The organism is Thiomicrorhabdus sp. ZW0627, assembly GCF_029767005.1.
GTDB lineage: Bacteria > Pseudomonadota > Gammaproteobacteria > Thiomicrospirales > Thiomicrospiraceae > Thiomicrorhabdus.
In genome coordinates this window covers 1,008,777-1,024,240 of sequence record NZ_JARUQR010000001.1, presented here as the reverse complement: position 1 = coordinate 1,024,240, position 15,464 = coordinate 1,008,777, and the positions used below count along the sequence as shown (strand labels likewise).

Genomic DNA, 15,464 nt, shown 5'->3' with positions numbered 1-15,464 from the left:
GCGCCCGCTGCAACAAAGTAAAGTCGATGAAAGGATCAACATCAAGGCAGGCGGGATTCACTTTGATTGAACTGCTGATCGCTCTGACGATTTCCGCGGTGATCGCGGTGATTGCCTATCAGACGGTCAGTAGCGTAGTCACATTGCAAGACCGCACCGAGAAGCATGCCTCCGAGATGGAGCAGTTGCAGCGTGCGATCTGGTGGATGGAGCAGGATTTTATCCAGTTAGCGCCCCGCACGGTTCAGGATGGCTTGGGTGGTACCTTACCGGCTTTTCAGTACCGTCGCGATTTAGGTGTGGAGCTGACGCGCATCGCCGAATTTCCCACGCCTTATGGGATGGGCGGTTTGTTGCGCGTCGCTTACCGTTTGGAAGACGGAGTACTGTACCGTCTTGTATGGCCGGTTCTTGACCGTGCTCCAGATACGCAGCCGACCAAATTGCCTGTGCTGGAACATGTCGAGCGTTTTGAGATTCGGTTGTTGAACGCCAACAATGAATACGTGCGAAGCTGGCCGACTGAACAACAGGTGTTGACGGCACTGCCGAGATTAACGGAAGTGAGCTTGGAAATAGAGGGAATGGGTGAGGTGACTCGTCTGTTCATGGGGGCTGAGGCTGAAATCAGTGCGGTCGGTGTGCCATCGCAGGCGACGGATGCCGGAGAGGAAGAGAATCCATGAAGCCGGTTATCCATCCAATCCGAAAAGGTGACCGAAGCCGACCACAGAAAGGTTTTGCATTGTTGACGGTCTTGCTGATCGTCGCATTAGTGGCGACACTTTCGAGCCAACTGATTTACCAGCAGCACCTGACCTTGAGCCGCAGTACCAATATGTTGCATCAGGCCCAGTCGCTGTCGGTTGCTTGGGGGCTGGAAGACTGGGTCAAGAAAGGGCTGTTGTTGGATGTGAAAAACAACCAGACCGACCACCTGAACGAACTTTGGGCCCAGCCTATGTTTAAGGTGCCGTTTGAAGGGGGCGAGATTTCAGGGCAGCTTTACGATCTTCAAGCACGCTTGAACCTGAATAACGTTCAGGAGAGCGATAAAGAACAGCGTAAAGTTTGGCAGGCTATCATCAATCGTTGGGCTCTGTTGGTCGGTTTGGATGCGCCGCCTGCTGAGGTTTTGACCGACTGGGTGGACTCGGATGACGAACGTTTGCCCGGTGGCGCTGAAAGCGATACCTATTTGTTGATGCAACCGCCTTATCGTGCTGCCAACCAGCCGTTGGTGATGCTGGAAGAATTGAAGAACATCCAGGGATTGCAAAGCATAGATTACAAGGTCTGGCAGCAGATAAAACTCACGGCGAGTGTTTTGCCGACGGTGACAACGGTCAATGTCAATACAGCGGATAAAGTGGTGTTGATGGCTTTGACGGATTGGATGACAGAGTCAGTGGCCGATTCCTGGATCGCACAGCGCAAGAAGGAACCGGCCAACAGCGTGGAAACATTCAGGAGCTTCGTCGGACAGCAGACCGGAATGGAAGCGGAAGCAGTCAGTAAGGCGTTGCCGGATTGGATGCTGAGCGTCAATAGCGAGTATTTTTTATTGGATGGCCGGATCGACTTTGGCGAGTCGTTGCAAGGCGTATCGGCGATATTTTATCGGCCGGATAAGAAGCAAGTTAAGTTAGTGCAAAGGTGGTTAAGTGTCGCAGAAACACCCTGAAAAACAAGGATTGCAAGCTATGGAAGGATCCGAGATGCCGGTTGCGTTTCAACAGGTTCGGTTTGACCTGAGCGGAAGATTGCTGTTGGAGACTCCGGACGGAGAGGTTCAGGAAGCCGCTTTGTTCATCCAGGCTCAGGAAGGCCGAGAAGGCAAAGAGTCGTTGAAAAAAGCGTTCGCGGACGTTTCCGTGGTTTGGGTTCCAACCGAACAGGTTAGCCTGATGCAGCGCTTTGTGCCCGGAAAACGCCGCGCCGATTGGATGGCTGCCTTACCTTATGCGCTTGAAGAGTCTCTATCTGAGCCGGTGGAAAGTTTGCATTTTGTTGCTTTGGACCGTAATCCGGAAGACGAGGTCAGTGTTGCGGTGATCACTAAGGAGCGTATGCGACTATGGGTGGAACAATTGCAGCAGGTGGGGCTGGATCATGCGTTACTGGTGGCGGATTGTTTCCGGATTCCGCCGGTGGATGCGTCTGCAACCGAAGAAAATCAAAATGAACAGGCCTGGTCGGTTTATCAACAGAATAATCAGCGTCTGTTGGTACGAAGCGGAGAATTTCAAGGATTTGCCGCCAGTCAGTGCTGGTTTGATCAACTTAAACAACTGCACGTACAGCAGCATGGTGAAGTAAGGATTGAGTCTGTCGATGAGACCGTTTTGATCGAGGATTGCGCCACCGGCATCAAGGGTCAACGTAACCCTTGCCGGGCATTCAACCTACGCAGCGGGGAGTTTCAGGCGAAGGCGCAATCGAACGGTAACTGGAAAATCTGGCAATGGTCGGGGATTCTGGTCGTTGCCCTGATCTTCATCTATCTTTTGAGCCTGTATTTGCAGACCCAGCAACACCGGGAACAGGCTTCCGTGTATCAGGCTCAGACCGAAAAACTCTTCAAACAGCGCTTTCCGGAAGTGAAACGTATCATCAATATCCGTACCCAGGCGAAAACCGGTTTTGAACAGGGCGCTGCAGGCGCAGCGGCTATGGTTGGGCCGAGCCGGTTGATCAATCGAATCGAACCTGTATTCGCCCAATTTTCGAAGGTTAAGGTGGTCGGAATGGACTGGAAGAGCAGTGGCCGGCTGAGTTTTGACGTTCAGTCGCCGCAGGTGAGTGAACTGCAGGCGTTGGCACAAACGGCCGGTAAGGATTTGAAAGTGGAATTGAAAGTGAAGAACGTTTCACAAACTCTTGCAGAAGGAGTGTTGTATGTGGACGCAAATTAACCAGGCCTGGTCACAATTGGCGCAACGGGAACGCGCGATGATTGCCGGTATGATGGTGTTTCTGGCCGTTGTTCTGTTTTATTTGCTGGTTTGGTCGCCGATTCATAAAGGCTACGTCCAATCCATGCAGGGTGAACAAAAAGCGATGGCGGACTGGCAATGGTTGAACGAACAGGTGGTGAAACATCCTCGTACGCAATCCGCTGGAAGTGGATTGGTTTTTACGACGCAGTCGCAATTAATGGGAAGTATTCAGAAGACGTTACGTGATGAGAATTTACTGCCTTTTATGGAGAGTATCACGCCGAATGCTAAAGGGATCAATGTCGGCTTCAAGGAAGTTCCGGCGCCGCGTTTTTTCCGCTGGCTGTCTTTGTTGGAAAAACAGGGGTTGGTCAGTAATCGTTTGCAGGTAACGCCGGTTAAACAAGGTATTGTGCAGGCAACGGTTGGTTTCGAGGTGGGTAAATGATTCAAAAGCTTCTGAAAACGATTTCTTCAGCCGCTTGGCCGCTTCTGGTTTTTCTCTTGGTGTTGATTGGGTCTTTGCTGTATCACCTTCCTGCAAGTTGGGTCTTCAAGCAAATGGATATCCAGTCGCAATTGCCTAAGTCGATGCAGTTATCTGAGCCTCAGGGCACTTTATGGAACGGCCGAACTCAATTGCGTTTCTCGCAGTCTCCTCAAAGTGTGTTTTCTGCGGAACTGGATTGGCAGCTTAGTCCTTGGGCATTGTTGATGATGAATGCGAATTTAAGCATATCTTTGAACAATGCGCTTGGCGGAGCAAGCTGGAAAGTGAATACGGGTTTGTTGGATCAAAACCAAATCGAATTGAGCGACTTGGACGGGCAGTGGCAGTTGGCTGCTCTACAACCCTTTTTACCGAATGCCGTTCGCGGTTTCGGTCAGTTGAAGGGGCAATTGACTCTGCAGAAACTGGCTATGATTTGGGACGGAAAGCAGAATTGGTTGACGGCAGTCGAAGGTGAACTTCAAATCAGCGGGATGGACTTCATGGGAATGAAAATTCCAAGTTTGAAGGTTAAGCCGGAAATGAAGAATCAACAGGTTGCGTTGAATCTGATTGGTGGCGGAGCTGGCTGGGAATTGAGCGGCAATTCGCTGCTCGGTGCGAAAACGTTCCAGCATGATTTGAAGATTCAGGCCGACAATGCTAAGAGCATGCCGGATTGGGTCGATTTGATGATGCGAAAGAAAACGCCGGTTTTGGCGACCTTGGTGCAAAAAGGACGGTGGTAAGATGAAAATCCGGCGCGGTTATGTCTCGACTCTGTTTCTAACCGGCCTGCTTGCCGGGTGCGGTGGCGGAGGTGGTTCGGATACGCCGGTCGCGCCTGCGCCAGTTCCGGTTCCTGATGAGCTGATCAGCGCTATCAACGATCCGTTTGTCCAACATCAGTGGTATCTATATAACTACGGACAGGCGGCACTGAGTACTTCAAATACCGGCGGCACGGTAAACGACGAAGGTACCTATGCCGACATTCGGGTATTTGACGGTTCAGTGGATTCGGCCGCAGCCTATGCGAAGGGATATACCGGGGACGGTATTCAGGTTGCCATCATCGATAACGGTGTCGACATTGCTCATGAAGACCTGGCCGCCAACGTTCTGTTGGGTGCTTCCTATAACTTTTATTCCAGCAGTAATACCAAGGATCTGCATGATCCGACGCCACCGGCTACTGTAGCGAATCCGAGCGGTTATCACGGTGTGTCCGTCGCTGGGTTGGCAATGGCCCGGGGCGGGAATGAACTCGGCATCTGGGGCGTGGCACCGCAAGCTGAACTGGTTGGATATAACCTGTTGTATTCAAGTTTCGATCTGAATATGGAACTGGCGGCCATTGGATACTCAAGTGCGGTGTCCGCTTATCCAGAACTATATAGTGATCAAAGCATTGATGTCTTTAATATGAGTTACGGACGTAACCCATATCAAGGGACCAATGAAAACGCTTCGTATGATACTGCGATGATTGACGGCTATGAGTGGGGAACACAGAACCTGCGAGGTGGAAAAGGAGCCGTTTACCTCAAGGCTGCAGGGAATGAATACGCCGGCGGGACGGTATTCACATCATCTTGGTGCAAACAGGCAAACGACAATGGCCTGACCTGTTACAACGTCAATATGGAAAATCAGAACGTGAACCCTTTCCTGATGGTTATCGGTGGTTTTAATGCAGACGACAAGCGTTCAAGTTATGCCAATACCGGCTCGGCGCTATGGATGGTTGGTCCGGCGGGTGAATACGGTGTGGATCATCCTGCACTGGTCACCACTGACATGAGCGGATGCACTTACGGTTTCAGTCAGAACCAATCTACGGCCGATATATTGGGTTATCTACCTTATACTTCCGATTTCAATACCGGTGTGAACGGCACCGGCAACGAACAGTGTAATTATTTCTCTGCGTTTAACGGCACCTCGTCTTCGACGCCGGTCATGAGTGGTATTGCCGCTTTGATGTTGCAAGCCAATCCCAACCTGACTTGGCGAGACGTCAAATATATCCTGGCGACTACGGCACGGAAGCTTGATCCGAATCTGGCGGCTAAAACGCTCCTGCTTGGTGGGCAATTGGTCACGTTGGAACAAGGGTGGGTCAGTAATGCGGCAGTTAATCCGCATACTGGAAATCATTATCTATATAGTAATGCTTATGGCTTCGGAGCACCGGATACCAATGCCGCAATCCAAATGGCGCTGGACTGGAAAACCAATGGTACGACTATGGCGGCTCTGCAAACTACTGCCGATATTGTCGGTCCCGTTCCTACCGCAAATCAGATACCGGATAACAGCGCTGTTGGTTTGGTGCCTGCACCGTATGTAAATGTTGCAGATAACCTAGTTGTAGAGAGTGTGGAATTGACCTTGAGTATTAAAGACGTTGGTGATGTTTTATCCGAAGGCACGGCCGATAACAAAATTGATATGAGCGATTATCAGGTAGTCCTGCGATCCCCTTCAGGAACGGAAAGTATTTTACTGACGCCGTTTAATGCCTACAAAGCTGGTTACGATATGAACAGCTTGAAATTAATCAGTCACGCTTTTTACGGTGAGAGCAGTGCGGGTGATTGGACTCTGATAGTACGTGATTTAGATGGTGATGCTATCCTTTCCGATAAAAATATAATAGCGGACTCTGGTACCGGGAAGTTAACTGGTTGGTCGTTGAAGTTCTATGGTCACTAAGACAGGTAAAGAGTGAGTTTAAGTATGAAAAAATCAATTTGGACAGGCCTGTTGGTGGCAGCGGCGATATTACCGGCAAAAGGGTTTGCGTTTACTCAGCCATGTCAGTTAGTCGCTAAGATGGCGGGTCCTGCATATGAAAATCAGCCGAAACGGATCGCGAGTTTCACTCAGATGAAAGAGATGCCGGAAGAGTGGAATCTGACCCTGTTGGAACAAAACGGTGGTTGGTTCGTCTATGAGACCGACCAGAGTTGGTTTGACAAGGAGACCTGTGCCCCTGTGAAGAAATGGCATAACAATCAGTCCATCGAGTTCTCACCTGTGTTGCTTAACCGTTCGACCGGACGAAATGCGGTAATTACGCCGAGCTTCATCGTCAAGACCTATCAGAAATCTGATATCGATAAGATTTCAGCACGTTATGGTTTCAAATTGCTGACGATGTTGCCAAGAGGCGGTTCGGCTATTTTCGATGTCAGTGGCGTGACGTCTTACGACCGTATGTTGGAAGAGCTGGATCGGGACAAGGATGTGCAAGTAGCGGCGCCGGTGCTGTCGGAGCCTCAATACCGTCTGCGTTAAATCCGATTATTGAATAGGGATAGATTCCGGGCAGGCCTGCCCGGAATGCTCGATGTTTTTGAGTGCGGCGATTAGATTCCGTCGCTCTCTTCTACCAGCTTGTAGATGTCCAGGCGCTTCTTATTGCCCAGCTTCTCCAACGCTTCGTTGATGCGTTTTTCCAGATTGGCCGGATAATGTTCTTCCAATGTCAGACCGATGATCGGTTCTGCAATCTGTTCACCTTTGCTGTTGTAAAAATGCGTGGTTGGCGCCACCACGATGCCCTGACTAGGACCGAAAGTTTTCATTTCGACATCGTTTCCGGCGAAGTCTTTCATCATCCAGTGTTCCTTATCCAGAAGCACTTGTTGAAATTGGGCGTATTCCTCAATCGGAGTGGTTTCCAGAAGAGGGGTGATGATGTTCTCTTCCAGCATTTTACAATAGTTACACCAAGTTGCCGTGTAGAAAATGACCACAGGGACTTGGAATTTCTCTGCCACTTTGCCGGTTTTTTGCAGGTCCACCGCCAATGGCAGAACTTCACCCGCCTTGCCTGGCAGCGGTGCCAGAAGAAGGGCGGATACAATCAGTGTGAAAAATGTTTTCATTTTATTCTCCATGTCACTGCCATCATCGGTAGCGTTTTGGGTTTCGGCAGTTTGAGTTGAGTTCTTCAACATAAAACTTCATACCCTTCAAAGCTTCATGTTTGGAAAACTGGAAGCTTTGGCGGCTTTCGGCGCCGCACTCCCAGCTTCGATCACGTAACAGCGCGATATAGTCATTGTTATAGTGACTCGGATGCGATAAATAAAGGTATATACCGGTTCCATCCGGATTATATTTCAAATAAGCGCGTTCACGGTGGTTGTGATGTTTGTAATCGCGCATCTGTAGATCGATTTCCTTGGTCTCTCCACGGGCGATTAAAGTAGAGAAAGGTTGCAGTTGATAAATCTGTTTTTTGTAGCGGTATTCGCCGCCGTAGATGTTGAAACGTACAACATCTCCGCCGCCAGGGTGGCTGTACAAACGGTTGAGGCGTTCCTGTTCCTTGAGTTCCAATTGCTTATCAAGTTCGCGCTGTCTGGCATTGGCTTTGATGCTTTCCAAACGCTGGGTTTCACGGTATTCCTGCTGTTTGAGTAGCATCGTATGGCGTTCTTCTGGAGTGAGTTTCTGCCATTGTTCTTCACTCATGTTGAGCGGGTAAGGGCTGCTTGCGCAGGAAGCCAGTAACCAAGTGGAGAGGGATAACAAAACAATCTTTTTCATGGCAGCTCCATTACTCTCTAGAGTGTTGAATTGTGAGACTATTGCGTTTTAAAGCTTCATTTTTTAGCGATGAAATAACCGCCAACAACCAAAAGCCCGATTTGTGCCCATAAACCGTATGTCGGCTCAATTGGCGGCAGCATGCTCAGCGGTAGGAACAGTCCGGTGAGAACCAATCCAAGGCCAATCATGCGTTGCCGCTGTTGACGGTTTTGGGTACGAATTTCATCTTGCAGGGCGGTGATCTGTTCGGATTGTACGCCCACTCCGTTGTGCGCTAGCTTGTTTAGAGTGCTGTGAAGCAATCCTGGCATTTGCGGCGCCTGTTCGATCCAGAAAGGTAGGTTGGCTTTGATGTTTTTGATCAGGCTTTGCGGCCCGACACGATCCTGCATCCATTCTTCCAGGAATGGTTTAGCAGTATCCCACAGATCGAGTTCGTCATCCAGTTGGCGGCCTAAGCCTTCAATATTTAGTAAGGTTTTTTGCAGTAAGACTAACTGTGGCTGCACTTCCATGCCGAAACGACGTGCGGTCTGGAACAGGCGCATCAGGAATAGGCCGAAAGAGATTTCCTTTAACGGACGATCCCAGATCGGTTCGCAAACGGCGCGGATTGCAGATTCCAATTCGTTGACACGGGTATCTCGCGGCACCCATTCCGATTCAATGTGCAGTTCCGAGACGCGCAGATAGTCACGGTTGAAAAAGGCCAGGAAATTTTCTGCCAGATAACGCTGGTCTTCCGGCGTCAGTGTGCCCATGATCCCGAAGTCGATCGCTGCATAACGACCGTCCGGCAGGACGAAGATGTTGCCCGGATGCATGTCGGCATGGAAGAAATTATGCTTGAACACCTGGGTGAAGAAGATGGTCACGCCTTTGGCGGAAAGGTCGGTCAGGTCGATGCCTTGTTCGATCAGTTTTTCGGTTTCACTGATGCGTGTGCCGTAGATGCGTTCCATGGTCATGACGTTGTCGTTGGTGTGTGACCAGTAAACTTCCGGCACGTACAGCAGGTCTGAATCTTCGAAGTTGCGGCGTAGCTGGGTGGCGTTGGCTGCTTCACGCATCATGTCGAGTTCGTCGAGAATGGTCTTCTCGAATTCAGACACCACTTCCACAGGATGAAGCCGACGGGTTTCCTTCACCGCTTTTTCCAGCAGGCCTGCTAGGCTGAACATGATGCTGACATCTTGTTCGATGACCGGCTTGATGTCTGGGCGCACAACCTTGACGACTACGTCGATGCCGTTGTGTAGCGTTGCTGCATGCACCTGGGCGATTGAAGCCGAAGCCATAGGAACCGGATCGAAGCTGGCGAAAGCGTCTTCAACCGGCTTTTTCAATGCTTGTTCGATGATTTGTTTGGAGTGTGCCTCGTCAAACGGTGGGCAGTCGTCCTGAAGTTTGGTTAGTTCCACGGAGATGTCTTGAGGCAGCAAATCTTTTCGAGTTGATAACGCCTGTCCGAGTTTGATGAAAATCGGCCCTAACTCTTCTAGCGCGAAGCGGATGCGCTCGCCGCGGCTGGCTTTGGATTTGCTCCGCCAATTCCAAGGCAGCAACTGGTTGACGAATATCAGCCAGGCGTATCGGCTGTTGGACAGCACCATGCGGTCGATCTGGTAGTGCGTCAGCACTCGGTTGATTTTGATGATTCGCGACAGTTGTTTCAGTAGTTTCATTGAGTCGTGTTCTGTTAATGTGAGGCCGTCGTGGCGGATTTCAGTAAAGTGTCGATGCGGTTTTCCAGTGCGTCAACCGATTGATGGATTTGAACGACCTGTTGATTGAAGCGTTGCACTTGCGATTTGGTCGGCAAGGCGTTGATCTCGAATTGCAGGTATTCCTTTAAAGTGTCGCCGGCCTGTTGTTTGATGCCCTGTTTGGTTTGCATCACAGAGCGTGCGGCGTGACCAACCTTGAAGGCGATCAAGTCACCTGTGTAGTGCGACAAGTGTTCTTCCCAATCGATTTCCAAAGAGTTCAAAGCGTCGACGAACTGTTCCGCCAGCGGCTCGTCTCCATGGAAAACGGCTCCTTTCAGTTCTGAGGTCTGAGGTAGCGCCAACAGAGCGACCAGAGAGGTTTCGATCGTGGCATCGGCATCGCCTTGCAGATCGCTTTGCACACTGACGCCATAAGCCGTGAACAGCAGATGTGAGGTCGTTCCCAAGTCATTAAGCGTCAAGGTGAAAACCTTGTCCTCCAACGGTTTGAAGGCGGCGCCGTGTCCTTCATCAAGACGGATGGCTTCGTTGAGAATGAATTCCAACGCCTTATTGAGCATCATCAGTATTTCCAGCCTCGGTGCAATGCGACGATACCTTCGCTCATATTGAGGTATTCAGCCTTGTCGAAACCGGCATCAAGCATCATCTGTTTCAATGTGTCCTGATCCGGGTGCATACGGATCGATTCCGCCAGATACTGATAACTGGCTTCGTCGTCGGCAATCAGCTTGCCCATCTTTGGCAGGATGTTGAACGAGTAAAAGTCGTAAGCTTTGGCCAGCAGAGGCTGGGTGACTTTCGAGAATTCGAGCACCATCAGTTGTCCGCCCGGTTTGAGAACACGGTAGAGTTCTTCAAGCGCCTTGTCTTTATTGGTGACGTTACGCAATCCGAAGGCGATGGTCGCCAGGTCGAACGTATTGTCGGGAAAGCCCAGGGCTTCCGCATTGGTGATCGTGTAATCGACGTTGCCGGCGATGCCCTGGTTGATCAAACGGTCGCGTCCGACACGCACCATACTCTCGTTGATGTCCGCCAGCACTACGCGGCCGCTCTTGCCGACGCGTTTGGCGAACTCCTTGGTCAGGTCGCCGGTACCGCCTGCCAGATCCAGAACACTGTTGCCCGGACGGATGCCGCTGAGTTCGATGGTGTGGCGTTTCCACAGACGGTGAATCCCGAAAGACATGACGTCGTTCATGACGTCGTATTTATCGGCAACCGAGTCGAATACGCCTTTTACTTTTTTGACTTTCTCTTCAAGCGGTACTTCGCTAAATCCGAAATCAATGGTTTTCTTCTGCTGACTCATAATGGTTGCCTATGTTTGATAAGAGTGTTGTTCGGTTTATCGGCTTTGCGCCTTGAGACGCTGTAAATCTTCATGGTCGTGACCGGCACGCATCAATCTGCGCAGGTAGTCCACCCAGTATTCTTCTTGGTGTTTCCCCAGATCGTAGAGGCGTTCCCAGGTATAGATGCCGCTGTCGTGGCCGTCGTTGAAATGCAATTTCACTGCATAGTTGCCCACCGGGGTGATGTTTTCGATGTTGACGTCCTGCTTACCGACTTGAAGTACTTCTTGCCCAGGTGCGTGTCCGGTGACTTCCGCCGACTGCGAGTAGACCCGCAGGTACTCGCATGGCAGTTTGAAGGTTTCGCCGTTGTCGAAGGTGATTTCCAATACCTTTGACAGCTGGTGGAGTTTGATGTCGGTCGGATGCGGCATGACAGCGTCCTGTTCTTACAGAATGTACTGCGACAGGTCTTGATCCTGCGCCAGTTCGCCAAGACGTTCCTCGACGAACTCCGGAGTGATTTCGATAGCGGTACCGACTTTATCCGGAGCTTCGAAAGAGATCTCTTCCAGCAGTCTTTCCAGAACCGTATGCAAGCGGCGGGCACCGATATTTTCCGTGGTTTCGTTGACCTGGAAAGCGATTTCCGCAATGCGTTGGATGCCGCCGTTAGTGAAGCTCAAATCGACGCCTTCGGTTTTCATCAGGGCGATCGCCTGAGTGGTCAACGCCGCTTTCGGTTCGGTCAGGATTCGCACAAAATCTTCGACTTTCAGCGATTGCAGTTCGACGCGGATTGGTAGACGGCCCTGCAGTTCCGGAATCAGGTCGGACGGTTTCGCCAAGTGGAAGGCACCGGACGCGATGAACAGGATGTGATCTGTTTTGATCATGCCGTATTTAGTTGACACCGTCGAACCTTCGATCAACGGCAATAGGTCTCGCTGAACCCCTTCACGGGAAACGTCACCGCCACCTGCATCCTGACGCTTGGCGACTTTGTCGATTTCATCTATGAAGACGATACCGTTCTGTTCGACCGCTTCAATCGCTTGGGTTTTGATGTCTTCTTCGTTGACCAGGCGCTGTGCCTCTTCTTCGGCCAGTGCTTTAAGAGCATTCTTGATCGGCATCTTGCGCTTCTCTTTTTTGCCCTGGTTCATGCCTTCGAACATGTTCTGCAACTGCTGGGTCATGTCTTCCAGTCCCGGTGCTCCGAGGATTTCGACATGCGCTGGCGTCGCGCTGATGTTGACTTCAATTTCTTTGTCGTCCAAATCACCTTCACGCAGGCGTTTTCGGAATTTCTGGCGGGTTTCGGACATGTTGTCGTAACTGTCGCCTTCGCGACCGCGGGCCGGCGGCAATAGAATGTCCAGAACGCGTTCTTCGGCGGCATCTTCCGCCTGACGTTGGACTTTCTGCATCGCTTGTTCGCGGGTCATTTTGATGGCGTTCTCCATCAGATCTCGGATGATGGAATCGACGTCTCGCCCGACGTAACCCACTTCGGTGAACTTGGTGGCTTCGATTTTCAGGAACGGTGAATTCGCCAGCTTCGCTAGACGGCGTGCAATTTCGGTTTTACCGACACCGGTCGGCCCGATCATCAGAATGTTTTTTGGGGTGACTTCCTGGCGCATCTCTTCGGAGAGTTGAGTTCGACGCCAGCGGTTACGAAGTGCGATGGCCACTGCACGTTTCGCCTCACTCTGACCAACAATGTGGGTGTCTAAACTGTGAACAATCTCTTTTGGAGTCATCATGGGGTAAATCTATCCTGAATGTTTAACGATAATAGATGCATTATAAAGGAAAATGCTCTGGTTTGCGTATTCCCTGTGCGCGTGATAGATTTGCGTTTATAATCATTTGAAAACGTAATAACCATAATAAATATAAGGTGCCTGATGGGCTTGAAATTCACCAAAATGCATGGCTTGGGAAATGACTTCATGGTCATTGATGCCATACATCAAACCGTTAACCTTTCTTCCACTCAAATCAAGCGCTGGTCTGATCGACATTTTGGCGTGGGGTTCGACCAATTGTTGGTCGTTGAATCCACGGAAACCCCAGGAGTGGATTTCCGTTACCGCATCTTCAATGCTGATGGTTCAGAGGTTCAGCAGTGTGGTAACGGCGCACGCTGCTTCGCAAAGTTCGTTTATGACAAAGGTTTGACCGACCGGACCGAAATCCGAGTGGAGACCGCATCGGGTATTATCGTGCTGTATGTGGAAAATAGCGGTTGGGTGCGCGTGAATATGGGCGCGCCGCATTTCCTGCCACAAAAACTGCCTTTCGATATGCCGACTGAAAAAGAGGTCTATGATTTGGAAGTGAACGGTGAGGTGATTGAGATTGGCGCGGTTTCGATGGGTAATCCGCATGCCGTCGTCAGGGTTTCGGATATCGGTCAGGCGCCTGTTGCCAGTTTGGGTTCGGCAATCGAATCGCACGATACCTTTCCAGAACGTGTGAATGTCGGTTTTGCAGAGAAGGTGGACGCCGCTCATATTAAATTACGTGTTTATGAACGCGGTGCCGAAGAAACGTTGGCATGTGGGACTGGTGCTTGTGCGGCGATGGTGGTGTACCGTAACTGGGGTGAAGTGGGAGACGAAGTGACGGTTTCTCTGCCGGGCGGCGATTTGAAAATCGCTTGGAACGGTGATCGAGAATCGCCTGTTTGGATGACCGGTCCGGCCGAAACTGTTTTTGAGGGAGAAATCGAGAATGTCTAGCTTGTTGAACGACATCCATGAAGAGGATGTTGCAAACTTCCTGAACCGCAACCGCGAGTTCTTTCATGTGTTCCCCAACCTTCTCGACGAGTTGAGCATTCCCCACCCTGAAACCGGTAAGGCGGTTTCTCTTTTGGAAAGGCAGATCTATCAGTTGCGCAAGCAGCGCGATGAATTGCAAGTGGAAGTCGACACTTTGATTAACATCGCGGGTGAGAACGGCCAGTTATTCAACAAGGTCAAGGAATTTACCAAAGCCTTGATGGCCGCACGCAGCGAACAGCAGGCGGTGGACTGTATCATTGAAGAGATGCAGCAGCGTTTTCAGGTCGAAGAGGTTGCCTTGGTCTCCTGGGACGTACCTTCGACCAGTCTGCACGGCATTACCCAGCTGGGGATCAGTCAGACTTGGGTGGAGACTTTGAAGTCGACCTTGCAACCGGAAGAGCCTGCGTGCGGGCTGTTGGAAGATTCATGGCAGAAGGGCTTGTTCCATACGGACAAACCGATGCAGTCAGTTTGTTTGTTGCCGCTCGGGGAAAAGCGTGTTTGGGGCGTGTTGGCCTTGGGCAGTACTACCGACCGTTTCCACCCGAACCTCGGTACTTATTTTTTGAGAATCATGGGTGAAATGGTCACAGCCCGTCTTTCACACCTGTTTATCGAGTAATTCATCATGCAAGCCCTGGAAGCGTTTTTGTTGAATCTGAAACTGCAGAATCGCTCGCCTCACACCATTTTGAATTATCAGCGTGATATCGAAGCGTTTCTAGGTTTTTATTTTGCCGACGACCTGAGTGACCTGGACGAGAATCTTCATGACTCCAGTCGGAATTCCGGGCTTGAACAAACCTTGGCTAAATTCGACGGCTGGAACCTGGTCGATTCGGAAGCCATTCGTGCATTTCTCGGTTATCGCGTACAACAGGGCGTCAGCGCACGCACGGTCGCCCGTCAACTGTCTGCGATTCGTTCTTTTTATGATTTTCTGTTGGAAGAGGGGCTGGTGGCCAAGAATCCGGCGAAAGGCGTCAAATCGCCCAAACAACCTAAACCGTTACCGAAAAGCCTGGATGTGGACTGGACCCGTAAATTGTTGGAACAGCCTTTGAAGACTTGGCAGGATGTGCGTGACCAGGCTATTTTCGAACTGCTGTATTCTGCCGGCTTGCGTGTTTCGGAATGTACCGAACTGGATCTGACGCCGGGACTGGATCAAGTTCGCTCCGGTTGGGTATTTGTGTTGGGTAAAGGTCAGAAGGCTCGGTTGGCTCCGGTTGGCTCTAAGGCGCAACAGGCGATTGCCGAATGGTTGAAGATCCGTTCGGATTATGCCAAGGAAGACGAGCCGGCCGTGTTCGTCAATCGCAGCGGCCGTCGCTTGAGTGTACGAAGTGTACAGAAACGCTTGGACGAGCGTACGTTACAGGCAGGGCTTCCGACCAAAATGTCGCCGCACCGTCTGCGTCATGCCTGCGCGACCCACGTACTTGAATCAAGCGGGGACCTGCGTGCGGTTCAGGAGATGCTCGGCCATGCGAATCTGTCGACTACTCAAATCTATACCAAACTGGATCTTCAGCATTTAGCACAAGTCTACGATCAGGCGCATCCGCGGGCTAAGAAAAACAAATAAGTACAGTTCTTTTCTTTTCAAAGGAACGGGGCTAGTGGACGTTTTAAAAGCGGAC

17 protein-coding genes are annotated in these 15,464 nt (G+C 50.8%); 10 read left to right on the top strand and 7 right to left on the bottom strand.

Features of this window, described 5'->3' with window-relative positions:
- The first annotated feature begins 26 nt into the window (after positions 1–26).
- From gspJ to QCB45_RS04860, 7 genes are read left to right on the top strand one after another with little or no spacing between them, the layout of a single operon-like run.
- Positions 27–686 carry a type II secretion system minor pseudopilin GspJ gene (gspJ, locus tag QCB45_RS04890; RefSeq protein WP_279419727.1) on the top strand — a complete coding sequence of 220 codons (660 nt, stop codon included), beginning with the start codon at positions 27–29 and terminating at the stop codon, positions 684–686.
- Positions 683–1,684, top strand: coding sequence for a type II secretion system minor pseudopilin GspK (gene gspK / locus QCB45_RS04885; protein WP_279419726.1), 1,002 nt, complete (start codon positions 683–685; stop codon positions 1,682–1,684). The genes gspJ and gspK overlap by 4 nt, the downstream gene beginning before the upstream one ends.
- Positions 1,665–2,915 carry a type II secretion system protein GspL gene (gene gspL, locus QCB45_RS04880; protein WP_279419725.1) on the top strand — a complete coding sequence of 417 codons (1,251 nt, stop codon included), beginning with the start codon at positions 1,665–1,667 and terminating at the stop codon, positions 2,913–2,915. The genes gspK and gspL overlap by 20 nt, the downstream gene beginning before the upstream one ends.
- A complete protein-coding gene (gene gspM, locus QCB45_RS04875) occupies positions 2,899–3,387 on the top strand; it encodes a type II secretion system protein GspM (RefSeq protein ID WP_279419724.1) in 489 nt (162 codons plus the stop codon). Before gspL ends, gspM begins: the two co-directional genes overlap by 17 nt.
- The gene (gene gspN / locus QCB45_RS04870) at positions 3,384–4,178 is read left to right on the top strand and encodes a type II secretion system protein N (RefSeq protein WP_279419723.1); all 795 of its coding nucleotides are present in this window, start codon (positions 3,384–3,386) and stop codon (positions 4,176–4,178) included. Before gspM ends, gspN begins: the two co-directional genes overlap by 4 nt.
- 1 nt (position 4,179) lies before the next feature.
- Positions 4,180–6,147: a S8 family serine peptidase gene (locus tag QCB45_RS04865; protein WP_279419722.1), complete on the top strand. Its 1,968-nt coding sequence runs from the start codon at positions 4,180–4,182 to the stop codon at positions 6,145–6,147.
- 24 nt (positions 6,148–6,171) lie between these two features.
- Complete coding sequence (locus QCB45_RS04860; protein WP_279419721.1) at positions 6,172–6,732, top strand: hypothetical protein; 561 nt, start codon at positions 6,172–6,174, stop codon at positions 6,730–6,732.
- 71 nt (positions 6,733–6,803) lie between these two features.
- Here the strand turns inward: QCB45_RS04860 and QCB45_RS04855 are convergent, their stop codons facing one another.
- From QCB45_RS04855 to hslU, 7 genes are read right to left on the bottom strand one after another with little or no spacing between them, the layout of a single operon-like run.
- Positions 6,804–7,325 carry a hypothetical protein gene (locus QCB45_RS04855; protein WP_279419720.1) on the bottom strand — a complete coding sequence of 174 codons (522 nt, stop codon included), beginning with the start codon at positions 7,323–7,325 and terminating at the stop codon, positions 6,804–6,806.
- Positions 7,326–7,347: 22 nt separating this feature from the next.
- The gene (locus QCB45_RS04850) at positions 7,348–7,992 is read right to left on the bottom strand and encodes a hypothetical protein (protein WP_279419719.1); all 645 of its coding nucleotides are present in this window, start codon (positions 7,990–7,992) and stop codon (positions 7,348–7,350) included.
- A 56-nt stretch (positions 7,993–8,048) separates the two neighbouring features.
- Positions 8,049–9,680, bottom strand: a complete 1,632-nt coding sequence (gene ubiB / locus QCB45_RS04845) for a ubiquinone biosynthesis regulatory protein kinase UbiB (protein ID WP_279419718.1) — start codon at positions 9,678–9,680, stop codon at positions 8,049–8,051.
- A gap of 14 nt (positions 9,681–9,694) precedes the next feature.
- On the bottom strand, positions 9,695–10,288 hold the full coding sequence (locus QCB45_RS04840; RefSeq protein ID WP_279419717.1) for an SCP2 sterol-binding domain-containing protein: 594 nt from the start codon (positions 10,286–10,288) through the stop codon (positions 9,695–9,697).
- Complete coding sequence (gene ubiE / locus QCB45_RS04835) at positions 10,288–11,040, bottom strand: bifunctional demethylmenaquinone methyltransferase/2-methoxy-6-polyprenyl-1,4-benzoquinol methylase UbiE (RefSeq protein WP_279419716.1); 753 nt, start codon at positions 11,038–11,040, stop codon at positions 10,288–10,290. The genes QCB45_RS04840 and ubiE overlap by 1 nt, the downstream gene beginning before the upstream one ends.
- A 36-nt stretch (positions 11,041–11,076) precedes the next feature.
- On the bottom strand, positions 11,077–11,457 hold the full coding sequence (locus tag QCB45_RS04830; protein WP_279419715.1) for a DUF971 domain-containing protein: 381 nt from the start codon (positions 11,455–11,457) through the stop codon (positions 11,077–11,079).
- Between the two features lie 15 nt (positions 11,458–11,472).
- On the bottom strand, positions 11,473–12,801 hold the full coding sequence (hslU, locus tag QCB45_RS04825) for an ATP-dependent protease ATPase subunit HslU (protein ID WP_279420012.1): 1,329 nt from the start codon (positions 12,799–12,801) through the stop codon (positions 11,473–11,475).
- Between the two features lie 135 nt (positions 12,802–12,936).
- Here hslU and dapF point away from each other — a divergent pair, with 135 nt between their 5' ends.
- Genes dapF through QCB45_RS04810 form a run of 3 tightly spaced genes read left to right on the top strand, consistent with a single transcriptional unit; the run spans position 12,937 to position 15,409 of the window.
- On the top strand, positions 12,937–13,773 hold the full coding sequence (dapF, locus tag QCB45_RS04820) for a diaminopimelate epimerase (protein ID WP_279419714.1): 837 nt from the start codon (positions 12,937–12,939) through the stop codon (positions 13,771–13,773).
- The gene (locus QCB45_RS04815; protein WP_279419713.1) at positions 13,766–14,443 is read left to right on the top strand and encodes a DUF484 family protein; all 678 of its coding nucleotides are present in this window, start codon (positions 13,766–13,768) and stop codon (positions 14,441–14,443) included. Before dapF ends, QCB45_RS04815 begins: the two co-directional genes overlap by 8 nt.
- Positions 14,444–14,449: 6 nt before the next feature.
- Positions 14,450–15,409, top strand: coding sequence for a tyrosine recombinase XerC (locus tag QCB45_RS04810; protein WP_279419712.1), 960 nt, complete (start codon positions 14,450–14,452; stop codon positions 15,407–15,409).
- Positions 15,410–15,464: the final 55 nt, after the last annotated feature.

Coding starts and splice junctions, on each gene's coding strand:
- gspJ (WP_279419727.1), top strand. CDS start 27: ATGAAAGGATCAACATCAAGGCAGGCGGGATTCACTTTGATTGAACTG.
- gspK (WP_279419726.1), top strand. CDS start 683: ATGAAGCCGGTTATCCATCCAATCCGAAAAGGTGACCGAAGCCGACCA.
- gspM (WP_279419724.1), top strand. CDS start 2,899: ATGTGGACGCAAATTAACCAGGCCTGGTCACAATTGGCGCAACGGGAA.
- gspN (WP_279419723.1), top strand. CDS start 3,384: ATGATTCAAAAGCTTCTGAAAACGATTTCTTCAGCCGCTTGGCCGCTT.
- QCB45_RS04865 (WP_279419722.1), top strand. CDS start 4,180: ATGAAAATCCGGCGCGGTTATGTCTCGACTCTGTTTCTAACCGGCCTG.
- QCB45_RS04860 (WP_279419721.1), top strand. CDS start 6,172: ATGAAAAAATCAATTTGGACAGGCCTGTTGGTGGCAGCGGCGATATTA.
- QCB45_RS04855 (WP_279419720.1), bottom strand. CDS start 7,325: ATGAAAACATTTTTCACACTGATTGTATCCGCCCTTCTTCTGGCACCG.
- QCB45_RS04850 (WP_279419719.1), bottom strand. CDS start 7,992: ATGAAAAAGATTGTTTTGTTATCCCTCTCCACTTGGTTACTGGCTTCC.
- ubiB (WP_279419718.1), bottom strand. CDS start 9,680: ATGAAACTACTGAAACAACTGTCGCGAATCATCAAAATCAACCGAGTG.
- QCB45_RS04840 (WP_279419717.1), bottom strand. CDS start 10,288: ATGATGCTCAATAAGGCGTTGGAATTCATTCTCAACGAAGCCATCCGT.
- ubiE (WP_279419716.1), bottom strand. CDS start 11,040: ATGAGTCAGCAGAAGAAAACCATTGATTTCGGATTTAGCGAAGTACCG.
- QCB45_RS04830 (WP_279419715.1), bottom strand. CDS start 11,457: ATGCCGCATCCGACCGACATCAAACTCCACCAGCTGTCAAAGGTATTG.
- dapF (WP_279419714.1), top strand. CDS start 12,937: ATGGGCTTGAAATTCACCAAAATGCATGGCTTGGGAAATGACTTCATG.
- QCB45_RS04815 (WP_279419713.1), top strand. CDS start 13,766: ATGTCTAGCTTGTTGAACGACATCCATGAAGAGGATGTTGCAAACTTC.
- QCB45_RS04810 (WP_279419712.1), top strand. CDS start 14,450: ATGCAAGCCCTGGAAGCGTTTTTGTTGAATCTGAAACTGCAGAATCGC.